Consider the following 13,539-nt stretch of genomic DNA (forward strand, 5'->3'; position numbering starts at 1 on the left):
CGAAGGGAACGTGATGTGTGCGTCACCTCATCGAAGGATCGAACAAGCTTACGAGGGTGGATTAGTCTGGGCGGAGGCGAGGGTGGCGTTACAACGGCTCTACCAGGCCTCGGTACCCTCTGACGGGCGACCAGCGCCGGCCCTGTACCCACAAGGGCCCCATCTGAAATTCAGCGAGGAGCGAACCGCGTGACCGCCGACACGTCCGTGCCGTCCACAGCGTTGCTGACCGGAGCAGACCGGGACGGTTCCAACTACACCGCGCGGCACCTTCTCGTCCTCGAGGGGCTCGAAGCCGTACGCAAGCGTCCGGGCATGTACATCGGCTCGACCGACAGCCGCGGTCTGATGCACTGCCTCTGGGAGATCATCGACAACTCGGTCGACGAGGCCCTCGGCGGCTTCTGCGACCACATCGAGGTGATCCTGCACGACGACGGCTCCGTGGAGGTGCGGGACAACGGCCGCGGCATCCCCGTGGACGTCGAGCCCAAAACCGGCCTTTCCGGTGTCGAGGTCGTCATGACCAAGCTCCACGCGGGCGGCAAGTTCGGCGGAGGCTCGTACGCGGCCTCCGGCGGTCTGCACGGCGTGGGCGCCTCCGTGGTGAACGCGCTGTCGGCGCGGCTCGACGTCGAGGTGGACCGTGGCGGGCACACGCACGCGATCAGCTTCCGGCGCGGTGTCCCCGGCGCCTTCTCGAAGCCCGGTCCCGACGCGCCCTTCGACCCCTCGGCCCGGCTGAGCAAGGTCAAGAAGATCCCGAAGGCCCGCCTCGGCACCCGTGTCCGCTACTGGGCGGACCGGCAGATCTTCCTCAAGGACGCCAAGCTCTCCCTCGAGAACCTGCACCAGCGCGCCCGCCAGACCGCCTTCCTGGTCCCCGGCCTGACCATCGTCGTGCGCGACGAGTACGGGCTCGGCGAGGGCGGCAGCAAGGGCGAGGAGAGCTTCCGCTTCGACGGCGGCATCAGCGAGTTCTGCGAGTACCTGGCCCACGACAAGGCGGTCAACGACGTCCTGCGCGTCACCGGCCAGGGAACCTTCAAGGAGACCGTCCCCGTGCTCGACGAGCACGGACAGATGACGCCGACGGAGGTCACCCGTGAACTCGGCGTCGACGTCGCGCTGCGCTGGGGCACCGGCTACGACGCGACCATCAAGTCGTTCGTGAACATCATCGCGACGCCCAAGGGCGGCACCCACGTGAGCGGCTTCGAGCGCTCACTCACCAAGACGATGAACGAGGTGCTGCGAAGCCAGAAGCTGCTCAGGGTGGCCGAGGACGACATCATCAAGGACGACGCCCTGGAGGGCCTCACGGCCGTCGTCACGGTGCGCTTGGCCGAGCCGCAGTTCGAGGGCCAGACCAAGGAGGTCCTCGGCACCTCGGCGGCCAACAGGATCGTCGCCAACGTCGTGGCCAAGGAGTTCAAGGCGTTCCTGACCTCCACCAAGCGCGATGCCAAGGCGCAGGCCCGCGCCATCATGGAGAAGGCCGTCGCCGCGGCCCGGACACGCATCGCGGCACGTCAGCACAAGGACGCGCAGCGCCGCAAGACGGCCCTGGAGTCGTCGTCGCTGCCCGCGAAGCTCGCCGACTGCCGCAGCGACGACGTCGAGCGCAGCGAGCTCTTCATCGTCGAGGGCGACTCCGCGCTCGGCACCGCGAAGCTCGCCCGGAACTCCGAGTTCCAGGCCCTCCTGCCGATCCGCGGCAAGATCCTCAACGTTCAGAAGTCGTCCGTCTCGGACATGCTGAAGAACGCCGAGTGCGGCGCGATCATCCAGGTCATAGGGGCGGGATCCGGCCGCACCTTCGACCTCGACACGGCGCGGTACGGAAAGATCATTCTGCTCGTCGACGCCGATGTCGACGGCGCGCACATCCGCTGCCTGCTGCTCACGCTGTTCCAGCGCTACATGCGGCCCATGGTCGAGGCCGGCCGCGTCTTCGCCGCCGTTCCGCCCCTGCACCGCATCGAACTGGTCCAGCCGAAGAAGGGCCAGGACAAGTACGTGTACACGTACTCGGACCGTGAGCTGCGGGAGACGCTCCTCGAGTACCAGCGCAAGGGCGTGCGCTACAAGGACTCGATCCAGCGCTACAAGGGTCTGGGCGAGATGGACGCGGACCAGCTGGCCGAGACCACGATGGACCCGCGCCACCGCACGCTGCGCCGGATCAACATCGGCGAGCTGGACGCCGCCGAGCAGGTCTTCGATCTGCTGATGGGCAACGACGTGGCGCCGCGCAAGGAGTTCATCAGCAGCTCCGCGGCGACGCTCGACCGCTCGCGCATCGACGCGTAACCGACCCGCGCCATCGTGCGGCTCCACCCTCGGGTGGAGCCGCACGATCCGCCTGGGATCCATCCTGGCTCCGCTCCCCTGACCTGCCGCTCTCCGTAGCGTCGAAGGCGTCGCACCACGTCGCTCGCGACCGCTCACGGAGGCAGCCATGTCCGGGATCCCCGAACTCCTGACGATCCTCGTTGTCGCCGTGCTGGTCCTCGTGCGCCAGTTCAGGCCGGCGCGCCTGACCACGGACCGCAAGTGGTGGCTGCTGCCCGCGATCCTCGGCTTCAGTGCGCTGCACAACGGCTCCCTCTCGCCCACAGCCTCTCCGCCCAGCTCGTGCACCTGGAGGCGGCCCGGCTCCTCATCGAGCGCGGAGCCGACCGGGACCAGATCCCGGAGCGGGTCGTGGCGGCCCGCTCCATGGCCCGCGACGGGCTCACCGAGACCCGGCAGGCGCTTGTCCGCGCTGCGGTCCGTTACGCGTACAGGAACGGACTCGCGAAGCCACCGGAGGCGTTCATCACCTAATGGGGTGAAGGACTTGAGAGGAGAGTCCGGGATCTTCCCGGTCTGTCCATCCTTGGCCACGCGGCCGTAGTGGGCCGCGGACAAGGAGAGTTCGGTGGAGAAGCACGACGGGCGCGAGACGGCGCGGCCCCGGACCGGTGATCGCGGTGGTACGGGCGATCCCTGGAACGACGCGCCTGCCGCGGGGTGGGGCGACTGGAGCGGCACGGGTGCACCGGCGCCCTCCGTGCCCCACCAGGCCGCGCCCCGGGAGCGGAGCGCGGCGGGGGTCTATCTGGAGGTGCAGCGCAGTGCCGCCTTCCAGGAGGTGCGCGGACGCTACCGAAGGTTCGTCTTCCCCGCGGCGGCGGTCTTCTTCGCCTGGTACCTCGCGTACGTCGTGGCCGCCACGAGCGCGCCCGCGCTGATGGCCCGGCCGGTGGTGGGGGCGGTGAACGTGGCGATGGCGGCGGGGCTCGGCCAGTTCGCCAGCACGTTCCTGCTGACGTGGCTGTACGCGCGCCACGCCCGCCTGCGCCGGGACCGTCTCGCGCTTGAACTGCGCTGGAACACACAGGAACTGACCCGAGGGGCCCATGGCCGCGAGCGGACAGACGGTCATCCACGCATGAACGGTTCCCCGGACATGTACAGCTCCCCGAACGTGAACGGTTCCGCGGACCTGCACGGTTCGGTGTGGAGCGAGGGCGGGCAACGGTGACCGGGACACATCAGACGTTGGCGTTGGTCCTGTTCAGCGCGTTCGTGGCGGTCACGCTCGCCATCACGACCTGGGTGGGACGCAAGCGGCGCGGCTCGGCCGAGGAGTTCTATGCGGGCGGCCGCCTCTTCTCGCCGATGGAGAACGGATTCGCCATCGCCGGGGACTACATGTCGGCCGCGTCGTTCCTCGGTATCTCCGGCCTCATCGCGCTCTACGGCTACGACGGGCTGCTCTACTCCGTGGGCTTCCTGGTCGCCTGGCTCGTCGTGCTCTTCCTCGTCGCCGAACTGGTACGCAACTGCGGGCGGTTCACGATGGCCGACGTCGTGGCGTCACGGATGCGGGAGCGCCCCGTACGCATCGCGGCGGGAACTTCTTCGGTCACCGTGTCCGTTCTCTACCTGGTGGCGCAGATGGTGGGTGCGGGCAGCCTGGTCGCGCTGCTGCTGGGTGGCGAGAGCGGAGCGGCGCAGGCATGGACCGTCGTCGGCGTGGGCGCGCTCATGGTGATCTATGTGTCGTTGGGAGGGATGCGGGCCACCACGTGGATCCAGATCGTGAAGGCCGTTCTGCTCATGGGCGGGACGATCACTTTGACCGTGCTCGTCCTGGCGCGTTTCCACGGTGACGTCGACCATCTGCTGCGCTCGGCCGCGGCGCGCAGCGGGCACGGCTCCGACTTCCTCGTGCCCGGTCTGAAGTACGGCGGGAGCTGGACCGCTCGCCTCGACTTCATCAGCCTGGGCCTCGCGCTCGTCCTGGGCACGGCGGGCCTGCCGCACATCCTGTCGCGCTTCTACACCGTGCCGACCGCGCGGGCCGCCCGCCGCTCGGTGGTGTGGTCCATCGGGCTCATCGGCAGCTTCTACCTGATGACGATCGTGCTCGGGTTCGGCGCGGCCGCCCTCGTGGGCTCCGCCGCCGTACGCGACTCGAACGCGGCGGGGAACACGGCGGTTCCGCTGCTCGCTCTCGACTTGGGCGGCGGCGCGGACTCCACGGGAGGCACCGTGCTGTTCGCGATCGTCGCGGCGGTCGCCTTCGCCACCATCCTGGCCGTCGTCGCCGGGATCACGCTCGCCTCCTCGGCGTCCGTGGCGCACGATCTGTACGCCTCGCTGCGGCGCGGGCGCGGCGGGAAGCAGCGCAGCGAGGTCGCGGTGGCGCGGGTCGCCGCGGCCGGTGTCGGTGTGGTCGCGATCGCGCTCGGGCTGCTCGCGCGCGATCTGAACGTGGCGTTCCTGGTCGGCCTGGCCTTCGCCGTCGCCGCGTCCGCCAACCTGCCCGTGCTGCTGTTCTCGCTGTTCTGGCACGACTTCACGACGCGCGGGGCGGTGTGGTCGGTGTACGGCGGACTCGTCCCGGCGCTTGTTCTCGTCGCGCTGTCACCAGTGGTCTCGGGGAGCCCGACGTCCCTGTTCCCGGGGGTCGACTTCCAGTTCTTCCCCTTGGAGAACCCGGGGCTCGTCTCCATCCCGCTCGGCTTCCTGGCCGGCTGGCTGGGCACCATGACCTCCGCCGAGCCACCGGACGAGGCCAGGCACGCGGAGACCGAGGTGCGGTCCCTGACCGGCGCCGGGGCGGCCTGACCGGGCGCCGCCCTCAGCGGCCGGCGGCCCACTCGTAGCGGTGCTCGGGCCGCCCCGTGTCGCCGTACTTCAGGCTCAGCCGCACCCGCCCCGTGCGTTCGAGCAGCTTCAAGTAGCGCTGGGCGGTCTGGCGGCTGAGCCGGGTCAGGTCGGCCAGCTCCTGCGCGGAGAGCGGCCCCTCGGCGTTCATCATGGCCTTGCGCACGAGTTCGGCGGTGGTGGGGGAGTGGCCCTTCGGCAGCTCGGGCGCGGGGGTGGCCGACAGCGCGCCGAAGAGCCGGTCGACCTCCGCCTGCTCGGCCTCGCCGCCGCCGTCGAGGGTGCGGCGCAGCGTCGCGTACGCCTCCAGCTTGCCGCGCAGGCCCGCGAACGAGAACGGTTTGACGAGGTACTGCAGCGCCCCGTGGCGCATGGCCGCCTGGACGGTCGCCACGTCGCGCGCCGCCGTCACCATGATCACGTCGATCTGGTGGCCGCGCTCCCGCACGGCTCGGGCGACGTCGAGGCCCGTCTCGTCCGGCAGGTAGTGGTCAAGGAGGACGAGATCGACGTCGCGGTCCTCGATGCGTTCCAGGGCCTCGGCCGCACTGTGCGCCTTGGCGACCACGCGGAAACCGGGGACCTTCGCCACGTAAGCGGCGTTCACGTCGGCGACGCGGGTGTCGTCGTCCACGACCAGGACCTCGATCATCGGACCTCCTCGGCCGGGTTCGGGACGGTGCCGTCGGCGGGCTCGACATGGACATCGACCGAGCCGACCGCGTCGGCGCGGGCACCGGGCCCACCGACCACGTCGGCACAACCATCGAGCCCACCGCTGCCCTCGGCGCGGAGTTCAGGCCTACCGCTGCCCTCGGCGCGGGCATCAGGCCCACTGTCGCCCTTCGCGCGGCCACCACGCCCACCGACGGCCTCGGCGAGGGCCTCCGGCAGGACGACGACGAACTCGGCGCCTCCCGCGGGCGACGCCGTCACCGCGGCCGTGCCGCCTTGCCGCTCGGCGAGCCGCCGGACGAGCGCGAGGCCGATGCCGCGCTTGCCGTACGCCGGCGGCTCCTTCGTGGTCCAGCCCTCCATGAACACCGTCTCGCGCTGATCGGCGGGGATCCCCGGACCCGTGTCGCGCACCCGTAGGACCGCCGCGGGCCCCTCCGCCCGCAGAACCACCTCCACGCGCGCGTGCCGCCCGGAACCGGCCGCAGCGTCGACGGCGTTGTCGACCAGGTTGCCGACGACGGTGACCAGCCCGCGGGGGTCGATGAGCCGGTCCGGCAGCGCGGTGTCGCGCGAGATGTCCAGCGCGACCCCGCGTTCCGCGGCGACCGTCGCCTTGCCCACCAGCAAAGCGGCGAGCAACGGGTCCTGGATCTTCTCGGTTATCTGCTCCGCGGTGACCCGGTGCGCGCCCGCGACCTCGCCGACGAACTCGGCCGCCTCCTCGTACATCTCCAGCTCGAGAAGGCCGAGGAGCGTGTGCATGCGGTTGGCGTGTTCGTGGTCCTGGGCGCGCAGGGCGTCGATGAGCCCGCGCGTGGAGTTGAGTTCGCGGCCGAGCTGCTCCAGCTCCGTACGGTCGCGCAGGGTCGCGACGGCGCCGCCGTCGTCGGTGGGCATGCGGTTGGCCACCAGGACGCGTTGACCGCGCACGGTCAGCAGATCGGTGCCGGAGACGTGGCCCGCGAGCACGTCCGTCGTACGCCCCGGACCCAGCGCGTCCTCCAGGAGCTGCCCGCCGGCCTCGGCGCCGAGGCCGAGGAGCCGCTGCGCCTCGTCGTTCAGCAACCGGATCCGTCCGGCGCTGTCCAGGGCGACGACGCCCTCGCGGATGCCGTGCAGCATCGCCTCGCGCTCGGCCAGCAGCGCGGAGATGTCGGAGAACGCCAGGTCACGGGTCTGCCGCTGCACACGCCGCGAGATCAGGTAGGCGGCGAGCGCGCCTACTGCCAACGCTCCGCCCGCGTAGGCGAACAGCCCCGGGATCGCGTGGATCAGGCGGGCGCGGACGCTGTCGTACTCGATGCCGACCGACACCGCGCCCACGATGGCCCCGTCAGCGCCCCTCAAGGGCACTTTGCCGCGCGCGGAGCGCCCGAGGGTACCGTCGTCGATCTCCATCACGTCGCGGCCCGCCAGAGCGTCACTGGGGTCGGTCGAGACGACCCGGCCGACCTGGCCGCGGTCGGTGTGCGACCACCGCACCCCTTCCTTGTTCATGATCACGACGTACTCCGCGCCGCTGGCCCGCCGGATCCGCTCAGCCTCGGCCTGCACGGGACCGCCCACCGTCGGACGCGAGGACCGCAGGTCGGCGGCGATCTGCGGCTGTGCCGCCGTGGTCTGCGCGATGGCGAGGGCACGCCGCATCGCCTGGTCGTCGAGCTGATCGCTCAGCGGGGCCAGGAACAATCCGGTCGCGAGCACCGCCACCCCGGCGGCGATCGCCACCTGCATCAGAAGTACCTGCGCGAACACACGCCTCGGCAGACCGAGACGCAGGCGGCGGGCGGGGGTGGTCGGGCTCATGGTGACGAACGGTACGGGTCCTTCCGCCCCCGTTCGAAGCCCTTGTGGCGCGGATCTCGTACGACGATGCCGACGCTCGGGGGTACCCACCCGCGCGGGCCGACACCCGCCCGGGTCACTCCTCGGCCCGGCCGGGCGGTGACGGCAAGGGCTGTGGCGGACGCGGACCCACGTAGTGGCCGGTGGGCCGCATCCGCAACGGCCGCTCCTTGTACTCCTCCAGGGCGTGCGCGATCCAGCCCGCGGTGCGCGCCACGGCGAAGATCGTCTCCCCTGCCTCGGGCGCCATCCCGTACGTGGTGGTGAAGGCGGCGAGGGCCAGATCCACGTTGGCGCGCAGGTCCGTGTGGCGGGCGGTCGTCGCCACGACGTCGCCGGCCGCTGCCAGCGCGGGATGCGCGGCGGGCAGGTCCTCCAGAGCGGCGAACAGCGCCCGCGCGCGTGGGTCCTCGCCCTTGTAGAGGCGGTGGCCGAGCCCCGGCACGCGGCGGCCCGCCCGCAGCTCGTCCGAGACCACCGGGCCGGCGCTGCCGCGGTCCAGGACGTCGAGGAGCATCCGGTGCGCCAGGCCGCTGGCAGCGCCGTGCAGGGGGCTCTCCAGGACGCCCAGGCCCGCGGATACGGCCGCGTACGTGTGCGCCCTGGCGGACGCGGCGACGCGGACCGCCAGCGTGGAGGCGGCCAGGTCGTGGTCGACCAGCAGGGCGAGGGCCATGTCCAGGACGCGCAGTGCCGCTTCGTCGAGCTCCAGGTAGGACAGACGGCCCCACAGACGCCGGGCGATCGGCTCGCCGTCCGTGTACGTCTCCCGTTGCAGGGGTTGCGCCGCCGCGAGCGTCGGGATGAGGGAGCGCGCGGCGCCGAGCACGGACTGTTCGGACAGGTCGTAGCGCATGGGGTCGGCGGTCGCGGCGGCGACCGCCGCCACCCGCAACCGGTCCGCCGGGCTGCTGTGCTCGGGCAGACCGTTCACCGCGCGGCGGGCCGCCGCCAGCGACTCCTTGGAGGCGACGAACCGTGCGCCGGGGCGCAGGGCGCCCGTCCACAGCCACTCCGCGACCTCCTCGTACGAGTGACGGGCCGCCAGCTCCACCGCGTCGACCCCCCGGAAGAAGTACCGGTCCGCGTCGATGAGCGTGATCCTGGTGCGCACGGACAGCTCGTCGGGGCTCGAACTAGGAGCGCCGTCCCGCCTGTTGCGACGGGCGAGAGCCTCCACCTCGGCGGCGTCGAAGGTGCTGCCGCGTCTGCCCTGGCCGCGTCGGCTGGTCAGCTGCCCCCGGCTCACGTAGGCGTACACCGTCTCGGGCTTCACGCCGAGCAGCTCGGCGGTCTCCTGAGTGCTCAGTCGGCGGGTGGCCTGGGCCGGTGCGGGTTCTTGATCCCTCATGCGCGTCACCGTATCCGCATCGTGTCGTATTGATTGAATCAATATTGACAGGGATCCAGTCAAGCATGGACAGTCGAATCAAGTTCAGGGAGGAAACATGCCGAACAACGGGACCTCGGCCGCCGCCGCAGCCACCGCTGCCGCCACCACGGCCACCCCTGTCGTCGACGTACCGCGCGGACTGGCGGGCGTCGTCGTCACCGACACCGCACTCGGTGACGTCAGGGGGCAAGAGGGCTTCTACCACTACCGCCAGTACTCGGCCGTCGAACTCGCGCGGACCCGCAGCTTCGAGGACGTCTGGCACCTGATGGTCCACGGCGAACTGCCGGACGCGGCACGGGCGGCGGCCTTCGCGCGCGAGACCGCGGGAATGCGCGTCCTGCCCGATGATGTGCGGGCCGCGCTTCCCGCCATCGCCCGCGCGGGCGCGGTCTCCGGGCCGCTGGCCGGACTGCGGACGGCCCTCTCGCTCTTCGGTGCCTCGCAAGGCTTCCGGCCCGTGTACGACATCGATGCCGGCCGGCGCCGGGCGGACACGCTCGTCGCGGCGGCGGTCGTTCCCACGATCCTCACCGCCCTGCACCGGCTCGGCGAAGGTCTTGATCCGGTGGAGCCGAGGGCGGACCTGCCGTACGCGGCCAACTATCTGTACATGTTGACGGGGGTGGAGCCGAACCCCGCCCACGCGAGGGCCGCCGAGCAGTACCTCATCTCAACCATTGATCATGGATTCAACGCGTCCACCTTCACGGCGCGCGTGATCACGTCCACCGGAGCCGACGTGGTCGCCTGTCTCGTCGGTGCGGTCGGCGCCCTCTCGGGTCCCTTGCACGGCGGAGCGCCCAGCCGCGCGCTCGACACCCTGGACGCGATCGGAACTCCGGACCGCATCGATCCCTGGATCCGTGAGCGGGTCCTGGCCGGCGGCCGGATCATGGGGTTCGGGCACCCTGTGTACCGCACGGAGGACCCGCGCTCGCGGATGCTGCGCGGTATCGCCGAGGGGTTCGGCGGCCCGCTGGTGAAGTTCGCCGTCGAGGTCGAGCGCCAGGTCGAGGCCATCCTGGCGGAGCTGAAGCCCGGCCGTGAGCTGCACACGAACGTGGAGTTCTACGCGGGCGTGGTCATGGAGCTGTGCGGACTGCCCCGCACGATGTTCACGCCGACGTTCGCCGCGGCACGCGTGGTCGGCTGGAGCGCCAACATCCTGGAGCAGGCCGAGGACTCGAAGATCATCCGCCCGGCGGCGCGGTACGTGGGGGCGGAGCCGCCGGTGGCGGTGCCCACTCTGCACTGAGATGCCATGACGGCCACCGACGGCGCGAGCATCGTCGGCGGCCGTCATGGGGGCGGTTCTCACGAAGGCCGAAGACCGCGGAGAAAGACGGGAAGGCGGAGGAACGAGAGGGCTAGCGGAACGAGAGGACTCGCGGAACGAGAGGGCTCGTCAGGCGTCAGGAATGTCGCTCTTGGCGCGCAGCAGAGTTTCCCGGTTCACGATGACGATGCGCTCGTGGTCGGCGACCCCCGCGTCCGCCGGAAGTTCCTTCTTGAGCTCGGCGGTGGCCTCCGTGCCGATCACGGCGAAGTTCCCGTCGCTGAGTTCGAAAACATCGGGGCAAGTGGCGCCGGAGGCACTTCCGCGAGCGCTCGGGGGCACCCCGATGCGACGTACGATTTTCAAGGGGACCGGTTCCTTCTGGGAAGAGCGATGTTACGGCGCAAGCGTAGTGTGCCGAACGTTGCTGGAGGGTGCCGATACCTGTTCGTGCAGGGGGAGTTGACCGAAAACTTCACTGAGACGGGTGAGTGGCGGGAAGGGCGGCAGGGCCGGTCGGTGCAGGAGGGGCACCCGACTCAGAGGGACGGTGGTTCGCCCACCACCCACCACTCGTCCGTGTCCGACTCGTCCCGCTCCTGAAGGAGCGTTTCAGCGATGTGCCCGACCTCCGCTTCCGTGGAGTTGGGGTCGAGTGAGGCCCTGTGGGGGCGGGTGGCTTCCCAGTACTCCCTGATGTACGCGCTCTGGAAAAGCTCGCGCAGATGTCCCCGGAGCTGACGCCGGTCCAGGACGCCCGCCTCGTACAGGTGGAAGGCGTTGACGTACCAGAGATTGGCGTAGAGGTACTGCCGTCGTCGCTCCGGCGAGAGGTTCTGTCCGTAGCCGTCGATCACGACGGCCAGGGAGGGGTCGTCGATGGCCTTGCTCAGGAGCTCCCAGTGCATGCGCTGCTGATGGGCGCGGGCCAGCCGCCACTCCGGCACCGTCCTCGCGCGGCCGGGACCGTACTGCTGCCACAGATGTGCCGTGGCGGTGCCCGCGAGCGCACCCGTGATCATTGCGGCGACCAATGGTCGCCACATCCTCAAGGTCTGTGTGGCCATGTCAACCCCCGATTCAGGCGACCGCCCGCCGGACGCGGGTCGACGGGCTTGCGGACCGGCGAGCAAGGCGATGGGCGGCGCGCTTGCCGTCTCCCAAGGGTGCCGAGCGGCTCTGATCGGCCGGGAGGCGGAGAGGAGGCGCACGGAAGCATGCTCGGGTCGAAAACCGACGCCATATCGAACGCCTGCCCAGTGCGGGCGCCGGCAATCGTGCACTTCGCTGCCTATGACCACATGCCGCCATGCCTCAAGCTCACATGTCGCCACGCCTTAAGCCCACATGTCGCCACGCCTTAAGCCCACATGTCGTCACGCCTGAGGTCACATGCCGCCACGCCTAAGGTGGGGGCACAGTATTCGTACGAGGGTTGGAGAGAGCGCGTTGAGCAAGGCGAGCAACCCGGGCGGTGTGAGCCGGCAGATCCCCGTCGTCGTCCTCGCGGGGTTCCTCGGATCGGGCAAGACCACCCTGCTCAATCACCTGCTGCACCACAGCGCCGGCTCGCGGATCGGCGCGATCGTCAATGACTTCGGGGCGATCGAGATCGACGCCATGGCCGTGGCGGGACAATTGGGCGACTCGACGGTCTCGCTCGGCAACGGGTGCCTGTGCTGCGCCGTGGACGCCAGTGAACTTGATGTCTACCTGGACAAGTTGACTCGCCCCGTCAATACCGATCATGAGATGGACGTCATCGTCATCGAGGCGAGCGGCATCGCGGAACCGCAGGAACTCGTCCGCATGGTGCTCGCCAGTGAGAACCCGCGCATCGTGTACGGCGGGCTGATCGAGGTCGTGGACGCGGCCGAGTTCGACGCGACCCGGGAGAAGCACCCCGAGGTGGAGCGGCATCTGGGGATCGCGGACCTCGTCGTCGTCAACAAGGCCGACCGGGTCGCTGACGCGGAGCGGGAGCGCGTCCTGACCGCTGTGCGCGGGGCGGCAGGGCCCGCCGCCGTCGTCCGCGCCTCGTACGGACGCATCGACCCGGAGCTGCTCTTCGACTGCCGTCCCGCCACGGAACGCATCGGACAGCTCTCCTTCGACGATCTGCACCGCCACGACGAAAGCCATCACGACGAAAGCCACGACGAAAGCCATAGCGAGAGCCACACCGAGGCCCACGACGAGCGCCATGACGGCAGCCATGACGACAGTCACAACGAGATCCGCAGCGGCGGCGAGCCGCACGCCGCGCACCTGCACTCCGCCTACGACAGCCTCGCCTTCACCTCCGACGTGCCCATGGACCCGCGCCGGCTGATGGACTTCCTCGATGGACGCCCCGAGGGGCTCTATCGCATCAAGGGCTACGTCGACTTCGGCGCGGCCGATCCGGCCAACCGGTACGCCGTGCATGCCGTCGGGCGGTTCCTGCGGTTCTACCCGGAGCCCTGGCCCGTCGGCGACGAACTCGACGCCGAGCCGCATCTCACCCAGCTCGTCCTCATCGGAGCCGGGATCGACACGGTGACGCTCCGCAAACAGCTCGACACCGCCAAGGACACGGACAACGCCCCGCACACCATCGACGAGCACGGCATGTGGGGCGTCCTCCGCTACGTACAGGACAAGGGCGAGGACCCCGGTGACGGCCCGCGCGAGGCCGACGCCGTAGAGCCCGAGATGTAATGCCCCGTGAGGCCAGCTTGTAGCGGGTCAGCGCCCGGTGCACGGTGGACGGGTTCAGTTTCAGCAGGTAGGCGATGCGGGCCGGTCCCCAGCGAGGCGGGAAGCGGACCGCGATGATGCGCCGCTCGGTGCGGTTCGGGGTCCGGCCCGGGCTGTGATGCGGTGGCGACGAGGTGTCGCTCATGGCTGCCGCGCCGAGCGTGCGGTAGTGGTCCGCCCACCGCCGGGCCGTGGTCGGCGAGATCTGGAAACGCTCGGCGGCCCTGCGCAGCGGCCAGCCGTCCTCGACCGCGCAGCGGGCCAGACGCAGACGGCCGGTCTCGGTCAGGGGCGCATTGCGGTGGGCATGAGGGCCTTTCTGTCGGTGTAGACGTCGCAATCCACACCGAACCGGAAGGCCCTCACCTGTCCAAGCACCTGTCCAAGCACCTGTCCAAGCACCTGTCCAAGCACCTGCTCAAGCACCTGTTCAAGATCCCTCAAC

General features: G+C 70.3%; 9 protein-coding genes and 3 pseudogenes. 6 read left to right on the plus strand and 6 right to left on the minus strand.

What is annotated here, in order from left to right:
* Positions 1-189: 189 nt before the first annotated feature.
* From ACH4RC_RS00480 to ACH4RC_RS00495, 4 genes and pseudogenes are all read left to right on the plus strand, one after another.
* Positions 190-2,313 carry a type IIA DNA topoisomerase subunit B gene (locus ACH4RC_RS00480; protein WP_398193241.1) on the plus strand — a complete coding sequence of 708 codons (2,124 nt, stop codon included), beginning with the start codon at positions 190-192 and terminating at the stop codon, positions 2,311-2,313.
* A gap of 297 nt (positions 2,314-2,610) precedes the next feature.
* A pseudogene (locus ACH4RC_RS00485) lies at positions 2,611-2,760 on the plus strand (histidine kinase); the annotation flags it as partial.
* Positions 2,761-2,923: 163 nt separating this feature from the next.
* A pseudogene (locus ACH4RC_RS00490) lies at positions 2,924-3,409 on the plus strand (DUF485 domain-containing protein); the annotation flags it as partial.
* Between the two features lie 116 nt (positions 3,410-3,525).
* Entirely contained in the window at positions 3,526-5,121 is a 1,596-nt protein-coding gene (locus ACH4RC_RS00495; protein ID WP_398193242.1) for a cation acetate symporter, read from the plus strand.
* A 13-nt stretch (positions 5,122-5,134) separates the two neighbouring features.
* On the opposite strand, the gene ACH4RC_RS00500 is transcribed toward ACH4RC_RS00495, so the two are convergent.
* The 3 genes from ACH4RC_RS00500 to ACH4RC_RS00510 form a co-directional block, all read right to left on the minus strand.
* Entirely contained in the window at positions 5,135-5,812 is a 678-nt protein-coding gene (locus tag ACH4RC_RS00500) for a response regulator (RefSeq protein ID WP_398193243.1), read from the minus strand.
* Entirely contained in the window at positions 5,809-7,644 is a 1,836-nt protein-coding gene (locus ACH4RC_RS00505; RefSeq protein ID WP_398193245.1) for an ATP-binding protein, read from the minus strand. Before ACH4RC_RS00505 ends, ACH4RC_RS00500 begins: the two co-directional genes overlap by 4 nt.
* A gap of 115 nt (positions 7,645-7,759) precedes the next feature.
* Positions 7,760-9,034 (minus strand): citrate synthase, encoded by a 1,275-nt coding sequence (locus ACH4RC_RS00510; RefSeq protein WP_398193247.1) that lies wholly within the window; start codon positions 9,032-9,034, stop codon positions 7,760-7,762.
* A gap of 97 nt (positions 9,035-9,131) precedes the next feature.
* On the opposite strand from ACH4RC_RS00510, the gene ACH4RC_RS00515 reads away from it, so the two are divergent.
* Positions 9,132-10,334, plus strand: a complete 1,203-nt coding sequence (locus ACH4RC_RS00515; RefSeq protein ID WP_398193249.1) for a citrate synthase/methylcitrate synthase — start codon at positions 9,132-9,134, stop codon at positions 10,332-10,334.
* A gap of 150 nt (positions 10,335-10,484) precedes the next feature.
* Here ACH4RC_RS00515 and ACH4RC_RS00520 read toward each other — a convergent pair whose 3' ends face one another.
* Complete coding sequence (locus ACH4RC_RS00520; RefSeq protein ID WP_398193250.1) at positions 10,485-10,721, minus strand: hypothetical protein; 237 nt, start codon at positions 10,719-10,721, stop codon at positions 10,485-10,487.
* Positions 10,722-10,894: 173 nt separating this feature from the next.
* Complete coding sequence (locus tag ACH4RC_RS00525) at positions 10,895-11,377, minus strand: DUF6082 family protein (protein ID WP_398193251.1); 483 nt, start codon at positions 11,375-11,377, stop codon at positions 10,895-10,897.
* A gap of 427 nt (positions 11,378-11,804) precedes the next feature.
* Between ACH4RC_RS00525 and ACH4RC_RS00530 the strand changes: the two genes are divergently transcribed.
* Entirely contained in the window at positions 11,805-13,055 is a 1,251-nt protein-coding gene (locus ACH4RC_RS00530; protein WP_398193253.1) for a CobW family GTP-binding protein, read from the plus strand.
* A 10-nt stretch (positions 13,056-13,065) separates the two neighbouring features.
* On the opposite strand, the pseudogene ACH4RC_RS00535 reads toward ACH4RC_RS00530, so the two are convergent.
* A pseudogene (locus tag ACH4RC_RS00535) lies at positions 13,066-13,434 on the minus strand (helix-turn-helix domain-containing protein); the annotation flags it as partial.
* Positions 13,435-13,539: the final 105 nt, after the last annotated feature.

This window comes from Streptomyces sp. NPDC016845 (assembly GCF_044332585.1).
Classification (GTDB): domain Bacteria; phylum Actinomycetota; class Actinomycetes; order Streptomycetales; family Streptomycetaceae; genus Streptomyces.

Excerpts from the sequence above, each read along its gene's own strand:
- ACH4RC_RS00510 (WP_398193247.1), bottom strand. The coding sequence starts at position 9,034 with ATGAGGGATCAAGAACCCGCACCGGCCCAGGCCACCCGCCGACTGAGC.
- ACH4RC_RS00505 (WP_398193245.1), bottom strand. The coding sequence starts at position 7,644 with ATGAGCCCGACCACCCCCGCCCGCCGCCTGCGTCTCGGTCTGCCGAGG.
- ACH4RC_RS00515 (WP_398193249.1), top strand. The coding sequence starts at position 9,132 with ATGCCGAACAACGGGACCTCGGCCGCCGCCGCAGCCACCGCTGCCGCC.
- ACH4RC_RS00500 (WP_398193243.1), bottom strand. The coding sequence starts at position 5,812 with ATGATCGAGGTCCTGGTCGTGGACGACGACACCCGCGTCGCCGACGTG.
- ACH4RC_RS00525 (WP_398193251.1), bottom strand. The coding sequence starts at position 11,377 with ATGATCACGGGTGCGCTCGCGGGCACCGCCACGGCACATCTGTGGCAG.